The organism is Actinoplanes sp. NPDC051343 (genome assembly GCF_044455125.1).
Classification (GTDB): domain Bacteria; phylum Actinomycetota; class Actinomycetes; order Mycobacteriales; family Micromonosporaceae; genus Actinoplanes.
Window position 1 is genome coordinate 49,688 of the sequence record NZ_JBITEL010000013.1, and the last position, 15,608, is coordinate 65,295.

Sequence of the window (15,608 nt, forward strand, 5' to 3'; positions counted from 1 at the left end):
CATGGAGCCGCCGACGATCGTGGTGCGCGGGGAGGCCCGGCGTGAGGTGCCGCCCGAGCAGGCGGTGATCAGCGTGACCACCCACTCCCGCGACCGCGACCGCGAGGCGGTGCTGAGGCGCCTCGCCGAGCGGGCCGCCGAGGTGCGCGTGATCGTCGACGGCTTTGCGGTCGAGCGGCGGGAGACCGGCCACGTGCAGGTCTACCCGGAACTCAAGCGGGGCAGCGAGCGCGTCGTCGCGTACACCGGAAGCCTGGTCACGACGGTGACCGTGACCGAATTCGACGGTCTCGGCGATCTTCTGCTCCGGCTGGCCGGGCTCGGCCATGCGGCCGTCGCCGGGCCCTGGTGGCAGCTCCGGCCGGGCAGCCGGGCTGGAGCCGAGGTGCGCAAGGCGGCGATCGACGACGCCCTGGGGCGCGCGCGGGAGTACGCGGAGGCGGTCGGCGCCCGCATCGACCGGCTGATCGAGATCGCCGACGAGGGGCCGGCACAAGCCTTCGCGACGCGCAGCGTCTTCCGCGCGAGCGGTAGCGACGCGGATGCGCCCTCGATCGAGGTCGACCCCGAGCCGCAGACCGTGGAGGCGTCGGTGACCGTGCGGGTGACGATCACCGAGCCCACGCTGCCCGGCTAGTTGCCGGGAATCCAGTCCATCGAGTCGGGGTCACCGCCGATGCGGCCTTGCTCGCCCCGGTCCAGGTCGCTGATCGACGCCATCGACGGCTCGTCGAGCTCGAAATCGAAGAGCGCGAAGTTCTCGCGTACGCGTTCCTCGGTCTTTGATTTGGGAATGACGATGTCGCCGCGCTGAATGTGCCAGCGGAGCACGACCTGGGCCGGCGTCCGCCCGACCTCCCGGGCGACGGCGACGACCGCCGGGTCGGCGAGCACGGCACCCTGGGCGATCGGCGAGTACGCCTCGTTGGCGATCTCGTTGTCCACGTCGTAGGCGCGGGTCACGTCGTTCGTCAGGTACGGGTGGATCTCGATCTGGTTGACCGCCGGCCGGACCTCGGTCTCCGCCCGCAGCCGTCCCAGCTGGTGCGGGGTGAAGTTGGAGACGCCGATCGAGCGGGCCCGGCCCTCCCGGTAGAACTCCTCGAGCGTGCGCCAGGTCTGCACGAAGTCGCCGTCGTAGCGGGTCGGCAGCGGCCAGTGGATCAGGAAGAGATCGATGTAGTCGGTGCCGAGCGCCTTCAGCGTGCCCTCGAAGGCCTGCCGGGCGTCGTCCGGCCGGTGCGCCGCGTTGCTGAGCTTGCTGGTGATGAAGACGTCGGCGCGGTCCAGCCCGGATGCGGCGATCGCCTCGCCGACGCCGCTCTCGTTGCGGTACATCTGGGCGGTGTCGATGTGCCGGTAGCCGACCCGCAGGGCCGCCTCGACCGCGGTGCGGGTCTCGTCGGGCGGCACCTGGAAGACGCCGAAACCGAGCTGGGGAATAGTACGACCGTCATTGAGTGTCAGTTCAGGAATCGCCGAATCCATGGCGTTCATGTACCCAGCCAACACCGATCCACCGATTTTGGGCACGGATACTCCTGTGATCGGCGAGACTCGGCAACATGCCGAAGGGTCGCCGAGACACGCTGCTGAGGGTGGCGAACGTCAACCCCGAAAGCGTGACCACGCACACCGATCGCGTCCTCTACTCCGCGATCGGCATGTTCGTGTTGCTCTATTTCGTCTACGCCACCATAGGTGGAGCCGCTTTCATCGACGCCAGCTCCAACTACACCCACCCGTGGTACCGGTGGATGGTCGGGCCGCTGGTCGCGGCCGGCGTGGTGGCGTACGACCGAGCGGTCGTCGGCCGGGTGTCCATCAGCTACGACAAGCTGGACTCGACCGACCCGAAGGACTTCCTGAAACGGCCCACCCTCAGCCTGTACGCGGGCCGGCTCGCGCTCGCCCTGCTGTTCGCGGTGCTGATCACCGAGCCGTTAATGCTGGCCCGCTACCAGGGCGAGATCGACGCGCGGCTCAACCAGGTGCACAACGAGCAGCTCAGCTCGATCGACACCAGCGGAGCGATCGCCACCTACTCCGCCCAGCTCAACCAGCTGAAGAAGGACGAGTCGGCGGACGACGCGGCGGTGCAGGACCTGACGAACAAGGCCGCCCAGAAGCGGCACGACGCCCGCGCGCTCTACCAGCAGGCGCTCGCCGACTCGTCCGGCAAGGGCGTGACCCACTCGGGCGGCTGCCCGGCCGGTGGCTACTGCTACAACCTCGTGCTGCAGTCGCGGGCACTCGACAAGCAGGCGGCCGTGCTCGACGCCCAGGCCGGGCAGTTGCTGGCCACCCAGCGCTCGGACCGCGAGGCGCGGGCCCGTGAGCAGTCCGACCTGTCCCAGCGCATCAGCAACCAGCGCTCCGACAACTCGGCCGCGGTCAAGGCGGACGCGGGTTTCGGCGCGCGCACGGCGGCCATGTGGCACCTGGTGAGCAGCGACTTCTGGGGCGTCGGCGTCTTCTATCTGGGCATCACGCTGCTGCTGGTCGCGCTCGACTGTGCCGCGGTCGCGCTGAAGTTCGCCTCGCGGGGCAACGCCTACGAGCGCAACGAGGCCCGGGTGGCCCGCCGGCGCGAGCACGAGGCGGCGCTGATCCACGAGCGGGAGATCCACGACGCGCGCAACTACGGCGAGGCGATGGCCAAGGTGGTCGCGTCCGGCATCGCCGCGGCGGCCCACGACGAACAGGTCGGGCGCGCGGCGGCGGCGCGGGCCAGCGCCGTCCTGCGGACCGCGGTGGTGGCCGGCGAGGAGTCGCCCGGCCTGCCCAAAGGCAACGGCGTCACCGGGGAGAAGCCGGCGTTGCACGCCGCCCGCGAGGAAGATCCGGCTCCTGCGGAGCCGCTACGGAACGGCCGGCATCGACGTCCGCTGCGGCTTCCGATCGTCGACGCTTCCGACGTACGCGGGATGCCGCCGCACAACGGACGCCACTACCGTCCCGTCAACCCGGGGCCGCCGGACCGAATTCACACCCAATGACCCTTGCCGCGATCGGATCCGTCGGGCGGTAGAATGATTGACGGTGCTTTTCAAGCCCACGCTCTGTTGCGAAGAGGGCCCTCGCCTTGCGGGGGCCCTCTTTGTACCTACTGGCTTTGTACCTACCGGCTTCGTACCTACCGGCGTTTGGCGATTGCCCAGCCGAGCCCGGCCACCAGCGCGCCGCCGGCCGCCGCCACCAGCCCGTGATGCTGTGACGCCCAGAGCTGGAAACTGCGATCCTTCGACTTGTCGTCGAAGTCGCCGTGCGCGCCGGCATCCGGTTCGTGCCGTCCGTCGGCCGGCTCCCACAGGTTGGTCGGCTCGTCGGGGTCGCGCTTCTCGTCGGTCTGCTGGCTGTCGAAACCGGTGCGCGCGAGGTACCAGTCGAGGATGCCGGGCGCGAGCGCATTGGCCGCCAGCGTCGCCGCGGTGGAACCGCCCACCCAGTACTCGCGGCGCTTCGGATGATCGGCCGCGTAGAGAACCGCCTTCGCCGCGACCTCGGGCTGATAGATCGGAGGTACGGGCTGCGCCTTCCGCGGCAGCCGGGACAGCACCCAGCCGAACTGGGGCGTGTTCACGGCCGGCATCTGCACCATGGTCACGTGGACGTTGCGCCTGTCGTGCAACAGTTCGACCCGCAACGACTCGTTGAACCCCTGGATCGCGTGCTTGGCACCGCAGTAGGCACTCTGCAGCGGGATGCCGCGGTAGGCCAGCGCCGAACCGACCTGCACGATCACGCCGCGGTCGCGGGGCAGCATCCGGTTGAGTGCCGCCTTGGTGCCGTGCACGTAACCCAGGTAGGAGACCTCGGTGGTGCGCCGGAACTCGGCCATGTCGATGTCGACGAACCGGGCGAAAACCGAGCTGAAGGCGTCGTTCACCCACAGGTCGATCGGGCCCAGGTCCTTCTCGACCTGCGCCGCCGCCTCGTCGACCGCGGCGAAGTCGGCCACGTCGACCTCCAGCGGCAGAGGTGTGCCGCCGGCCCGGCGTACGTCCTCCGCCGCGGCCGCCAGACCGTCCTCGCCCCGCGCGAGCAGCGCCACCGCGTCGCCGCGCGCAGCAAGCGCGCGAGCCGTCGCCCGGCCGATGCCGCCGCTCGCACCCGTCACCACCGAAACTCGTGTCATACCGATGAAGTTCCGCGAAGACGGCGGAAAGAAACCTCCGTCTCAGGCCGAATCGATCCCGTACCCGGAAACCCGCACCGGCACGGTGTACGTGGCACCCTTGCAGGCGTGCTGCGAGCTGCGGCTCATGAACAGCCCGGCCGGGATCGTGAACGCCCCGACGGTGTTCCGCGGCACGTCCCACGACACGTCGAACTGCGGACGCGTCAGCGACACCCCGGGCGTCTTGCAGCCGGTGTCCCGATGCTCGTCGTCGGCGACGATGTTGCCGGTTCCCGCGGTCACCAGCTTGATCCGGATCGGGAAGTCGTACTCGTTGGCCACCGTCACGGTCAGGTTGCCGGTGTGACCCGGCGTCAGCGGCTGGTTGAGGTCGTTGCGGGCCCGCAACGCCAGCTCGACCGCGCCGCCGGTGCTCCGGCCGGCGGTCTTCGACTCGGTGACGTGCCAGTACGTCCAGGCGGCACCCGCATTCACCACGAGCGCCGCGGCGGCGGCCACGCTCAGTATCATCCGGGTCCGCCGGTCGATCCGCGGCTTCCGCCCCTGCCCGGCCGGGCGCACCTCCCAGGTCGGCTCCTCATGGTCGGCCGTCTCGAGCTCAATATGAATTTCTTTGTTGATGTCGTCGTGCTCCCGTTTTCCCTCACCGGAGAGAAGATCGCGGCGGATCACGGCCGTCGGCCAGGGTTTCGCATGCGGCGCTTTCCTCCTCAAGGGCGGGATGGGGACTGGTCATATAACGTTCCCCGAACAAGCCGGATCCTGTGATCGGGATTTAGTCCGCCCTTGTGCGCGCATAAATCGCGCAGGAGCGGCTATCCGGCCTAACCCTGACGGGGGAATCACCGGGCGTGGCGCACTCGGCCGCGGTGACCTGCGGTTTCCCGTGGAACCATCCCACCCTGCGACGACGGCGGCATAGCAGCATCATAAGCCGGCCACAAATCTGTGCCGGTCGAGGTGGAAGATTATCGGCGATGCCAGGCCATTCTCCTGTACGCCTGCACGTGCACCCATCCTACGATCGCGGCAGGCGCTTGAGGAGTGGCCTAACCCGTTCGGGACCGCTCCCTATTCGGCGGCACTCTCGATTGTCGATGGCGGGCCGGAAGGAATATCCGAAGGTGTGGGGTCGGCTTTCGGCGATTCCGTCTTCGCCGGCTCCTTTTCGGTTGCCGACGTGGCCGGGGTCGCAGGGGTCTCCGGCGCCGGCGGGCTGCTCGTCGTCGGCGCGGCCGGCGTCGGCTCGATCGGGGTGGACGCCGGGTCGACAGCCGGCGCGGCCACACCCGCGGCCATTGCGGTGACGGTGTCGGCCAGCGCGGACGCGGCCGAGACGGGGGAGGTGACGGCGGCGCTCGGCCTGCTCTCGACGCCGGCCCAGTTCTCGAAGTGCGGGGTGATCGTCCAGCGCCACCGCCCGGTGCCCAGCTCGGCCGCGGTGAAGGTGGAGGACTCGAGGTCGCCACCCGAGGCGCGGACGGTGTGCGTGATGCCGGCGTGGTGCGCCGCGCTGACGTCCTCGGCGGCGACGATGTAGGACGTCATGCGGACGCCCGGCAGGATCTCCTGGGCGCTCCAGGAGACCATCGCGTTGCGGCCCTGCGGACCGGCACTGGGAGTGATCCCCTTGGGCATCTTGGCTGCCCGCACCTTGACGGTGACCTTCTTGACCGGGACCGTCCAGGCGGAAGCTGCCATCGTGCCGGCGACGCCGAGGGCCAAGACGGTCGCGCCGACGACGAGCGGACGCGCGTAGCGCCTCATCGCCGCACCTGCTCGGCCTGGCCGGCGAAGCGGATCGTGAAGACGACGTTCTTGCAGGCGTTCGAGACCGAGTGCGGCATGTACACCTCGAACGAGCCGGGCATCGTGCGGCCGCGGGTGTTCACCAGCACCGGGAGGCGCCCGCGGAACGGCCGGATGACCAGGTTGGAGGGGTCGGGCCGGCAGGCGCGGCGCGAGGTGGTGGCGACCCAGGCCCGGATGTTCCGGACCCGGATCGGCTGCCACTGAAGATTCCGCAAGGAGATGTCGATCCGCTGCGAACTGCCAGGGTGGAGACCACGGACGGGTCCGCCGACGATGAGAAAGCCTTCATCGTCGGCGAAGTGCCCACTGTGCGACGTGTTGAGCATCGCGCCCGCCTCGGCCGCCGGGCCGTCGCCGGTGACGACGACCGCAGCCGCGAGAAGGGCGGTCACGCCAGTGATGATGCGCCACCGTCGCACGAGTGCCTCCGCGGCTAGTGAGGTTTGATTCGGAAGCGCGCGCGTCAGGGGGTCGTGGTCGTGGGCGTGTGGGCGTCAATGTGGACCGTGATGCCGAAGCTGGCGCCCTTACAGCCGTCGCCCGCCGACTGCTTCATCGAGATAGCCGACTTCAGTCGCACGCCCTGACTGGAAGGGCCCTTGGGAACGTCCAGACCAGAAGCGCCGGTGAGGTTTGCGTTTTCGGGCATCAGGATGTCGGTGGGCGCACAGGTACCCGTTGCGTCGCTCGCCTTCGTCACCGTGAGTCCGGTCAGCTTTACGGCCCCGATCGTGACCGGGTATTTGTTGGGGTTCGCGACCACAAACACGATGTCCGCTGCCTGGCCCGGCGCGAGACCGCCTTCCGCAGTCGCAGGAGCGGTGATCGACAGCTGGGACGCCGACTCCGCCGCCGCGGCCGTGCTGCCATCGCCGATCAGCGTCCAAGTCGCCCAGGCGGCGCCGCCGCCGATGGCGACCAGCGAGGCTGCAATGATGGCGACGGAGCGCTTGGTGATTTTGCGCATGGGGGGTTCCTCCTGGAACGGGTGAGAATCGCGGGTGGGGCTTCGTAATGGGGGCCGGAGTTCCTCGGAACCGTTCCGGCGCTGCGACCAAAGATGACCCACGGAAACGGCCCTGGCGATAGTGCTTACGCTTGTCCAACAAGGAACTGTGCGGTAGTCGAACCGGGCCGACTCGACGACCCTGAAAGGGGTACTCCGGCTCCGCCGGTAGGACGCATCTGACCAGCCCAAACGCGGCAACCAAGGGCCGCCGCCGGTAAGAATGCTGTGTCTAACAGGCGTGGGCCGACAGTTCAAGCCAAGTATTGATCAAGCTCACCGAAACGGCCGTCTAAACACCGTTTCAACGCGAGCCGGAGACACGTTCCGCCGAATAAAAGCTAAACCCTCGCACCGAACGGATTAGCCTTTTCGTTCGAAAGAAACGTTCGGCTAACGGTTCTGTCCTCAAGAGGGTAGGGCGGCGACCGCCTCGATCTCGATGCGGAAGGACGGGTGGACCAGAGCGCTCACCTGCACCAGCGAGCTGGCGGGCGGCCGCCACGGGTCGACGAACTCGTCGCGGACCTCGCGGAAGTCGGCCAGATCGGCCATGTTGGTCAGGAACACCGTCAGCTTGACCAGGTCGGCCATGCGGGCACCGGCCGCGGTCAGCGCCATCTGCAGGTTGCGGAAGACCTGCCGGGCCTGAGCCCGCGTGTCGTCGGGGCCGACCAGGCGGCCGTCGGCGTCCAGCGGCACCTGCCCGCTCACCATGACCATCGTGCCGGTGAAGGCGACGACGTGGCTGTAACCGTTCGTCGGCGGCATGCCCTCGGGCTGGATCAGGTGCTGCGGCATGCCGAGAGCGTATCGGCGGGGGCAAGACCGATGAGTTCGCGCGGGCGCGACGGTCACAACGGGAGACAGAGAGGAGCGCGACTGATGTTGCTGGAGGGGCGGAACGCGATCGTCTACGGCGGTGGCGGCTCGATCGGCGGTGCGATGGCGAAGGCGTTCGCGAAGCAGGGTGCGCACGTTTTCCTGGCCGGGCGTACCCAGGCGAGCCTCGACCGGGTGGCGGCCCAGATTCAAGGTCCGGTCGACACCGCGGTCGTCGACGCGCGGGACGAGGAAGCGGTCGACGCGCACGCCGACCAGGTTGCCGGTCGGGCCGGTGGGATCCAGATCTCGGTCAACGTCGTCACCGACCACGACGTACAGGGGAAGCCTGCCACCGATATGGCGGTGGCCGACTATCTTGCCCCGGTCGAGGCGGGTCTGCGGTCGCGGTTTGTGACCGCGCGGGCGGCGGCGCGGCACATGAAGCAGCAGCGGGACGGCGTGATCCTGATGTTCGGCGGGGACGGCGACCGGTCGGCCCACCGGCGAAACCATCAGCTGGGTGGCCTGGTCACCGAGTTCTCGGCGATCGAGGCGCTGCGCCGGCAGCTGGCGTGTGAGCTCGGCGAGTACGGCATTCGCGTGATCACCCTGCAGACCGGTGGCGTGCCCGATTCGATCCCGGCCGAGCTCGAGTGGCGAGCGCCGATCGAGAAGAGCCTGGTCGAAAGCACCCTGCTGGGCCGCGCCGCCACGCTCGAGGACGTCGGCAACGTGGCCGTCTTCGCCGCGTCGGACTGGGCCCGCACGATCACCGGCGCGGCCATCAACATGACCTGCGGCGCCTTCGTGGATTAGCTTGACCCTCCAGCAGGTCGAGGCACCAGGGTTCGTTCAGTGGTAGGAGACATGCGAGGCATCGGCGAGGTGGCGCGGGCCAGCGGGCTCAGCATCAGTGCGCTGCGGTTCTACGACGGCGCCGGGGTGCTGGTGCCGGCTGAGGTCGATCCGGCGACCGGCTATCGCCGGTACGCCGACGACCAGGTGCGGGCGGCCCGGCTGATCGCCGGGCTGCGGCGGGTGGGCATGCCGGTCGCCGAGATCGCCCGGGCGGTTCACGACCTGGGTGACCCCGAGGCCGTACGCCATCGGCTCGACCGGCACCGCCGCCGTCTCGAGGACGGGCTGGCCGACGCCCAGCGTGAACTCCTCCGCATCCACGCCCTGCTCGACCTGGAGGAAAACCTGATGACCCGCATCACCCTGCCGGCTGCCGCGCTCGCCGCGACCCTTGACGCCGTCCGCTTCGCCGCCCCGTCCGCTTCCGACGGGCCGGTCCCGGCCGGCGTCCACGCCGAATGCGATCCGAAGACGTTGACCCTGGTCGCGACCGATCGTTACCGGCTGGCGGTGGCGGAGGCGGCGGCCGCCGTCGAAGGTCCGCCGATCCGGCTCTTCCTGCCGTTGCCGTTCGTGGACGAGGTGCGGGCGGTGCGGGCCGGCCAGGTGACGCTCGACCTCACCGCCGAGGCCGTGCGGGCGGAGACCGAGGACGGCGTCGTCGAGGCGGAGCCGCTGACGTTCGACTTCCCCGACTTCCGTCGGCTGCTCCCGGTCGGGGACCGGAACAAGCAGGTCACGGTCGACACCGCGGCCCTGCGGGTGGCGGTCGCGGCCGCTCCTTCGACGAAGCGGGAACACGAGGGGACGGCGTACGAGATCTCGGTCCTCGGCGTCGACCCGGCCGGAAGCGTTCGCCTGGTCGCCGAGAGCGAGTGGGCGGCGGACGCCGCCTCGCATGTCGCGGTGCGGCGCGAGTTCCTGCTCGAGGCCCTCGACGCCGGGGCGGGCGGGCAGTTGGTGCTGGAGCTCGACGGCCCGATCAAGCCGCTGGCGTTCCGGTTGCCGGGCGACGATTCACGATTCTCGATCCTGATGCCGGTCCGGCACTAGCGATCTCTGCGAGACTGGCGCGGTGGACGAGATCGCCGCACGCCGCGCCGCCTGCACCGACACCTTTTTCGGCAACGGCTTCGGCCGCCCCGCCGAGATGATCGCCTCGATCGGCGACGACGTCGAGCCCGACCTGTACGGCGAGGGTGGCGTCGTCGCCGACCTCGAGCGCGAGGTCGCCGCACTGCTCGGCAAACCGGCCGCCGTCTTCCTACCCAGCGGCACGATGGCCCAGGCCGCCGCTCTGCGCGTGCACGCCGACGCCCGCGGCCTGCGCACCGTGCTCTGGCACCCCTACTGTCACGTCGCCCGGCACGAGGAGGAGGGCTTCGCCCGGATGCACGGCCTGGTCGGGCGCTCGGTCGGCGAGCTGACCCGCCTGCTCACGCTCGATGATCTGCGGGCGGTCGCCGAGCCGGTGGCGGCGCTGCTGCTCGAACTGCCGCAGCGCGACCTCGGCGGGCAGTTGCCGCCCTTCGACGACCTCGTCGCGCAGGCCGGCTGGGCCCGCGACCGCGGCGCCGCCGTCCACGTGGACGGCGCCCGGCTCTGGGAGGCCGCGGCCGGCTACCGCCGGTCGCCGGCCGAGGTCGCCGCGCTGTTCGACACCGTCTACGTCTCGTTCTACAAGGGCGTCGGTGCGCTTCCGGGGTGCTGCGTGGCCGGCTCGGTCGACGACGTGGCCCAGGTCAAGGAGTGGCGCCGGCGGCTCGGCGGCACGCTGTTCGGGCTCTGGCCGGCCGCCGCGTCGGCGCGCAACCGGCTGCCCGGCGCGCTGGCCGAGATGCCGGCCCGGTTCGAGCACGCCCACGCGGTGGCGGCCGCGCTCGAGGCCGTGCCCGGCATCCGGGTGCTGCCCTCGCCGCCGCAGACGCCGATGATGCACATCTGGCTGTCGACGACCGCCGAGCGATATGCCGACAACGCGAAGCGTCTGGCCGAGACCGACAAGCTTTGGGTTTTGCCCCGGGCTGCCCCGACCGCGATGTCTGATTCGGTGATGGTCGAGCTGACCGTCGGCAGCGCCACCTTGCGGCATAACCCGGAGTTCATCGGCGAGACGTTTTCACGACTCCTTTAGTGGCATCACATCGGTAACGATTCGGTCCTCACAAAGATCTATCCAGCTCAGTTTTCCCAGCTCAGAACCGGTATTGGCGGTTGGAGAGAGACGCCTGGCACACAGCGTTCCTGGCTACGGTGCGAACGTGCGCAGTGGGCGGTACGGCGATCTGGTCGGCGAGGCCTCGGGCGTGCACGGCACCGGGTGGGAATTCGCCTGGCTCGACGGCCGTGCCCTCGGGTCCGAGCCGTCATGGTCGTACCCCGATCTTGCCCGCGCCCAGCTGCGTCACGCCGGCAGCCTGCTCGACCTCGATACCGGCAGTGGCGAGCTGCTGGCCGAGCTGGCCCCCCTGCCGCCGCACACGATCGCGGTGGAGAGTTGGGCCCGCAACATCCCGGTCGCGCGTGACCGCCTGATGCCGTTCGGTGTCCCCGTCCTCACCGAGCTGCCCGGCGGCGAGGAGGAGTTCGACGTCGTGCTCAGCCGGCACGGGCGGCTCCCGGCGGCCGACATCGCCCGCCTGCTGCGCCCCGGCGGCCGGGTGCTCAGCCAGCAGGTGGGCAGCGACGACCTGCTGGCGCTCAACGATGCGCTGGGCGCCACCCCGCCCCGCGTGCAGCGGTGGAACGCCGAGGTTGCGACGGCGGCTCTCGCCGCCGCGGGGCTTGGAGTGACGGACGTACGCGAGGAGCACCCGTCGGTCACCTTCCGCTCGATCGAAGAGGTGGTGCGGCAGCTCGGGGCGTCGCCGTGGCAGGTGCGCGATTTCACGCCCGAGCGCTATGCCAAGGAGCTGCGGCGGCTCGACGCGGTGATCCGGGCGCGGAGCGGGTTCACGGTGACCGCGCACCGTTTCCTCGTGGCGGCCGCGAGGCCCTTCGACGGCCCCACTCAATAAGCGAAGATCAGGTTGGCGGCCACGCCGAGCATCACGACGGCGATCAGGGCGTCCAGCAGGCGCCAGGCGGCCGGGCGGCCCAGCAGCGGGGCCAGCTTGTGCGCCCCCGCGCCGAGCGCGGTAAACCAGGCCAGGCTGGCCGCCGCCGCGCCGAGACCGAAGAGCCAGCGGTGCGGGTGCTGCTGGGCGATCGAGCCGAGCAGCAGCACGGTGTCGAGATAGACGTGCGGGTTGAGGTAGGTGAAGGCCAGGCACGCGAGCAGGGTCGCGCGCAGCGTGGCCGGGGCGCGCTCGGCCGGGTTCAACGCGGAGGGCCGCAGTGCGCGGCGGGCGGCCAGGACCGCGTACGCGATGAGGAAGATCGACCCCACCCAGCGGATGGCGGTGACCGCGCCCGGCCGGGCGTTCACCACCGCGCCGAGGCCGCCGATGCCCGCGAGGATCAGGATCAGGTCGGAGAGCGCGCAGGTCAGGACCACCGGCAGCACGTGTTCGCGGCGGAGGCCCTGGCGGAGGACGAACGCGTTCTGGGCACCGATCGCGATGATCAGGACGGCGGAGGCGGCGAAGCCGGCGATGGCGGAGGTGAACACCCCTCCGACGGTAAGAGGTCGCCGGTGCGAAGGAAAACTAAAGAATCTTACGTTGGATTAGCATTGCTTAAGTGGATGCGGTGCAGCTGGCGACCTTTCAGGCGGTGGTCGACACCGGCAGCTTCGAGGCGGCGGCCCGGCAGCTGCACGTCACCCCGTCCGCGGTCAGTCAGCGCATCAAGGCGCTCGAGCGTTCGGTCGGCCAGGTGCTGGTGCGCCGGGCCAAGCCGTGCGTGGCGACGACGGCGGGCGAGGCCCTGGTGCGGTTCGCCGGGCAGGTCGCGCTGCTCGAACGGGAGGCGCTCGACCAGGCGCGCGACGGCACCCGCGTCTCGATCGTGGTCAATGCCGACTCGCTGCACACCTGGTTCCTGCCCGCGCTGGCCCGGGTGCCCGGCCCGCGCTACGAGCTGCACACCGACGACGAGCACTACACCGCCGACCTGCTGCGCACCGGCACCGCGATGGCCGCGGTCACCGCCGAGCACGTCGTCGTGCAGGGCTGCCGTCTCGAGCGGCTGGGCGCGATGCGCTACCTGCCGGTCGGCCGGTCGGAGTTCGCCGCCGACCTGCCGAACGCGCCGATGATCGTCTACAACCGCAAGGACCGGCTGCAGCACCGCTTCCTGGCCGGTCGCACCCACCGCGCGGTCGAGCCACCGGTGCATTACGTGCCGGCCGCCTCGGCCTTCGTCGACGCGATCCGGCTCGGGCTCGGCTGGGGCATGGTGCCCGAGCAGATCGCGCACCCCGACATCGCGGCCGGGCGATACGTCCAGCTCGTCGAGGACGCCCATCTGGACGTCCCGCTCTACTGGCAGTACTGGAAGATCGAGTCGACCGTGCTCGGCGAGCTCACGACCGCGGTGCAGGAAGCCTTCAGTCGTTGGCGTGCAGCGCCGAGTTGAGTTCGATGCCGGTGCCCTTGCGCGGCCGGGCCTCGAGCACGCCGGTCACCGAGTTGCGCCAGAACAGCAGGCCGGGAACGCCGGACAGCTCGCGCGCCTTGACCACCCGGCCGTCGGGCAGGGTCAGCTTGGAGCCGGCGGTGATGTAGACACCCGCCTCGACCACGCTGTCGTCGCCGAGCGAGATGCCGGTGCCGGCGTTGGCACCGAGCAGGCAGCGCTCGCCGATCCAGACCTTGTCGGTGCCGCCGCCCGAGAGCGTGCCCATGATGGACGAGCCGGCGCCGATGTCGGTGTGGTCGCCGACGACCACGCCCTGCACGATGCGGCCCTCGACCATCGCGGTGCCGAGCGTGCCCGCGTTGAAGTTGATGAAGCCCTCGTGCATCACGGTGGTGCCGGAGCCGACGTGGGCGCCGAGCCGCACGCGGTCGGCGTCGGCGATGCGGACCCCCGCGGGCACCACGTAGTCGGTCATGCGGGGGAACTTGTCGACCCCGTAGACCGCCAGGTGCCGGCCGGCCGCCCGTTCGATCAGGCGAAGCTCGTCGACCCGGTCGGCCGGGCACGGGCCGGCCGACGTCCAGGCGACGTTGGCCAGCTTGCCGAAGATGCCATCCAGGTTGATCGAGTTGGGGACGACCAGGCGGTGCGACAGCAGGTGCAGCCGCAGGTAGGCGTCCGACGCGTCGGCAATCGGCTCGGCCAGCGACTTCACCGTGACCCGCACCTCGACCGTGGACAGGCCGGGCAGCGTCTTGGGGCCGGTCAGCCCGGCCGGCAGCACCGGCGCCTCGGCGGGCTCGTCGCCCAGCCCGAGGAAGCCCCCGGGGAACCAGGTGTCGAGCACCTGACCCTCGGCGGTCACGGTGGCGAGGCCGATGCCCCAGGCGGGCGAGGTCGAGATCGCGGTTTCCACGCCCCGCACCCTACTAAAGAGGCCGGAGCGTGCTGAAGATCGCATCGGAACCGGTGGTTCACCCTGCGCAGGTATGGTGCGGCCTATGGCGAACCCGCTGTCTGAGGACGTGCTGGTCGACCCGGTCGTGCTGACCCGCGCCCTGGTCGACGTGCCGTCCGTTTCCCGCAACGAATCGGCCATCGCCGACTTCGTCGCCGAGGTGCTCCGGACGGCTCCTCATCTGAGTGTCGACCGGCTGGGCAACACGGTCATGGCGCGCACCGATCTGGGTCGCGAACAGCGGGTGGTGCTGGCCGGTCACCTCGACACCGTCCCGCTGAACGGCAACTTCCCCTCCACCGTCGTCGACGATCTCATCTACGGCTGCGGCGCGTCGGACATGAAGTCCGGCGTCGCCCTCGCACTCCACCTCGCGGCGACCCTGCCCGACCCGGCGTACGACATCACGTACCTCTTCTACGAGGCCGAGGAGATCGACTCGCAGCACAACGGGCTGCGCCACGTCGCCGAGCAGCGGCCGGAGTGGCTGGTGGCCGACTTCGCGGTGCTGCTCGAGCCGACCTACGGCGTGGTCGAGGCCGGCTGCCAGGGCACCCTGCAGGCGTCGGTGCACGTCGGCGGACGGCGGGCGCACACCGCCCGGGCCTGGCGGGGGATCAACGCGATTCACGCGGCGGGCGAGGTGCTGCGGCGGCTCGACGACTACCGTCCACGCACGGTCACCATCGATGGTTGTACGTACCGTGAGGGCCTGAACGCGGTGCGGATCTCCGGCGGCGTGGCCGGCAACGTCGTGCCGGACGAATGCACGGTGCAGGTCAACATGCGGTTCGCGCCCGACCGTACGGAGAAGCAGGCCCTCGAACACCTGCACGAGGTGTTCGCCGGCTACGAGGTGGAGCTGATCGACTCGGCGCCCGGCGCGATGCCCGGGCTCGACGCGGCGCCCGCCCGCGAGTTCCTGGCCGCGGTCGGTGAGGCGCCGGCGGCCAAGCTGGGCTGGACCGACGTCGCCCGGTTCGCGGCGCTCGGCGTCCCGGCGCTCAACTACGGACCCGGCGATCCGCTGCTCGCGCACGCTCCCGACGAGCACGTCGAGATCGGCAAGATCCGGGACGGCGCGGCCACGCTGCACCGGTGGCTCGCCTCGTACGCGATCTGAACGAAGATCAGGCCGAACGGACGGTGAACCGGCCGATCGCCCGCTCCGCGGGCGGAGCCGGCGCCGGGCGCAGCAGCGCCGCCACCGGGATCTCGATCGTGGCCTCGCCCGTGTCGGCGGGCTCGGCATGGGTGTCCGGTCGGGCCGCGGACATGCGGCGTTCCTCGACCACCAACTGGATGCGCCGCTGCATGCGGCGCTGCATTTTCAGTCTTTCGTATCGAGTCGTCACGGTGGCTCCCTTGCCTGACGCCGTGCGTTTGGTAACTGTACAGACGCTCCAGAGCTACCGTCCGTTGCTTCAATCTGGCAAAAGGTCGCCGACCCGCAATCCTCTTACCGAAACCCACCCGGTTGTTCACCG

General features: G+C 70.2%; 18 protein-coding genes. 8 read left to right on the top strand and 10 right to left on the bottom strand.

Annotation, left to right across the window (positions count from 1 at the left end):
• Window position 1 precedes the first annotated feature (1 nt).
• A complete protein-coding gene (locus ACIA5C_RS35735; RefSeq protein WP_396063032.1) occupies window positions 2-637 on the top strand; it encodes an SIMPL domain-containing protein in 636 nt (211 codons plus the stop codon).
• On the opposite strand, the gene ACIA5C_RS35740 is transcribed toward ACIA5C_RS35735, so the two are convergent.
• Window positions 634-1,488 carry an aldo/keto reductase gene (locus ACIA5C_RS35740; protein WP_396063506.1) on the bottom strand — a complete coding sequence of 285 codons (855 nt, stop codon included), beginning with the start codon at window positions 1,486-1,488 and terminating at the stop codon, window positions 634-636. The two genes, ACIA5C_RS35735 and ACIA5C_RS35740, sit on opposite strands and share 4 nt — an antisense overlap.
• A gap of 77 nt (window positions 1,489-1,565) precedes the next feature.
• On the opposite strand from ACIA5C_RS35740, the gene ACIA5C_RS35745 reads away from it, so the two are divergent.
• Entirely contained in the window at window positions 1,566-2,999 is a 1,434-nt protein-coding gene (locus ACIA5C_RS35745; RefSeq protein WP_396063034.1) for a DUF4407 domain-containing protein, read from the top strand.
• A gap of 137 nt (window positions 3,000-3,136) precedes the next feature.
• Here the strand turns inward: ACIA5C_RS35745 and ACIA5C_RS35750 are convergent, their stop codons facing one another.
• The 6 genes from ACIA5C_RS35750 to ACIA5C_RS35775 all read right to left on the bottom strand — a co-directional run bounded on the left by ACIA5C_RS35750 (window position 3,137) and on the right by ACIA5C_RS35775 (window position 7,760).
• Window positions 3,137-4,138 carry an SDR family oxidoreductase gene (locus tag ACIA5C_RS35750; protein ID WP_396063036.1) on the bottom strand — a complete coding sequence of 334 codons (1,002 nt, stop codon included), beginning with the start codon at window positions 4,136-4,138 and terminating at the stop codon, window positions 3,137-3,139.
• A 42-nt stretch (window positions 4,139-4,180) separates the two neighbouring features.
• Entirely contained in the window at window positions 4,181-4,813 is a 633-nt protein-coding gene (locus tag ACIA5C_RS35755) for a hypothetical protein (protein WP_396063038.1), read from the bottom strand.
• Window positions 4,814-5,212: 399 nt separating this feature from the next.
• Window positions 5,213-5,908 carry a hypothetical protein gene (locus ACIA5C_RS35760; RefSeq protein WP_396063040.1) on the bottom strand — a complete coding sequence of 232 codons (696 nt, stop codon included), beginning with the start codon at window positions 5,906-5,908 and terminating at the stop codon, window positions 5,213-5,215.
• Window positions 5,905-6,345, bottom strand: coding sequence for a hypothetical protein (locus ACIA5C_RS35765; protein ID WP_396063042.1), 441 nt, complete (start codon window positions 6,343-6,345; stop codon window positions 5,905-5,907). The genes ACIA5C_RS35760 and ACIA5C_RS35765 overlap by 4 nt, the downstream gene beginning before the upstream one ends.
• 71 nt (window positions 6,346-6,416) lie before the next feature.
• Window positions 6,417-6,920 carry a hypothetical protein gene (locus ACIA5C_RS35770; protein ID WP_396063044.1) on the bottom strand — a complete coding sequence of 168 codons (504 nt, stop codon included), beginning with the start codon at window positions 6,918-6,920 and terminating at the stop codon, window positions 6,417-6,419.
• Between the two features lie 447 nt (window positions 6,921-7,367).
• Window positions 7,368-7,760 carry a RidA family protein gene (locus ACIA5C_RS35775; protein WP_396063046.1) on the bottom strand — a complete coding sequence of 131 codons (393 nt, stop codon included), beginning with the start codon at window positions 7,758-7,760 and terminating at the stop codon, window positions 7,368-7,370.
• Between the two features lie 84 nt (window positions 7,761-7,844).
• Here ACIA5C_RS35775 and ACIA5C_RS35780 point away from each other — a divergent pair, with 84 nt between their 5' ends.
• The 4 genes from ACIA5C_RS35780 to ACIA5C_RS35795 all read left to right on the top strand — a co-directional run bounded on the left by ACIA5C_RS35780 (window position 7,845) and on the right by ACIA5C_RS35795 (window position 11,659).
• Window positions 7,845-8,600 (top strand): SDR family NAD(P)-dependent oxidoreductase, encoded by a 756-nt coding sequence (locus tag ACIA5C_RS35780; RefSeq protein WP_396063048.1) that lies wholly within the window; start codon window positions 7,845-7,847, stop codon window positions 8,598-8,600.
• A gap of 51 nt (window positions 8,601-8,651) precedes the next feature.
• Complete coding sequence (locus ACIA5C_RS35785; RefSeq protein WP_396063050.1) at window positions 8,652-9,695, top strand: MerR family transcriptional regulator; 1,044 nt, start codon at window positions 8,652-8,654, stop codon at window positions 9,693-9,695.
• Between the two features lie 22 nt (window positions 9,696-9,717).
• Window positions 9,718-10,776 (top strand): threonine aldolase family protein, encoded by a 1,059-nt coding sequence (locus ACIA5C_RS35790; RefSeq protein WP_396063052.1) that lies wholly within the window; start codon window positions 9,718-9,720, stop codon window positions 10,774-10,776.
• Between the two features lie 127 nt (window positions 10,777-10,903).
• Complete coding sequence (locus ACIA5C_RS35795; RefSeq protein WP_396063054.1) at window positions 10,904-11,659, top strand: class I SAM-dependent methyltransferase; 756 nt, start codon at window positions 10,904-10,906, stop codon at window positions 11,657-11,659.
• Here ACIA5C_RS35795 and ACIA5C_RS35800 read toward each other — a convergent pair.
• Window positions 11,653-12,252, bottom strand: coding sequence for a LysE/ArgO family amino acid transporter (locus ACIA5C_RS35800; RefSeq protein ID WP_396063056.1), 600 nt, complete (start codon window positions 12,250-12,252; stop codon window positions 11,653-11,655). The genes ACIA5C_RS35795 and ACIA5C_RS35800 overlap by 7 nt on opposite strands.
• A gap of 71 nt (window positions 12,253-12,323) precedes the next feature.
• Here ACIA5C_RS35800 and ACIA5C_RS35805 point away from each other — a divergent pair, with 71 nt between their 5' ends.
• Entirely contained in the window at window positions 12,324-13,160 is an 837-nt protein-coding gene (locus tag ACIA5C_RS35805; RefSeq protein ID WP_396063058.1) for a LysR family transcriptional regulator ArgP, read from the top strand.
• Here the strand turns inward: ACIA5C_RS35805 and dapD are convergent.
• The gene (dapD, locus tag ACIA5C_RS35810; RefSeq protein ID WP_396063060.1) at window positions 13,132-14,079 is read right to left on the bottom strand and encodes a 2,3,4,5-tetrahydropyridine-2,6-dicarboxylate N-succinyltransferase; all 948 of its coding nucleotides are present in this window, start codon (window positions 14,077-14,079) and stop codon (window positions 13,132-13,134) included. The genes ACIA5C_RS35805 and dapD overlap by 29 nt on opposite strands.
• Before the next feature lie 85 nt (window positions 14,080-14,164).
• Between dapD and dapE the strand changes: the two genes are divergently transcribed.
• The gene (gene dapE, locus ACIA5C_RS35815) at window positions 14,165-15,244 is read left to right on the top strand and encodes a succinyl-diaminopimelate desuccinylase (RefSeq protein ID WP_396063062.1); all 1,080 of its coding nucleotides are present in this window, start codon (window positions 14,165-14,167) and stop codon (window positions 15,242-15,244) included.
• A 7-nt stretch (window positions 15,245-15,251) separates the two neighbouring features.
• On the opposite strand, the gene ACIA5C_RS35820 is transcribed toward dapE, so the two are convergent.
• Window positions 15,252-15,476: a hypothetical protein gene (locus ACIA5C_RS35820; protein ID WP_396063064.1), complete on the bottom strand. Its 225-nt coding sequence runs from the start codon at window positions 15,474-15,476 to the stop codon at window positions 15,252-15,254.
• Window positions 15,477-15,608 lie beyond the last annotated feature (132 nt).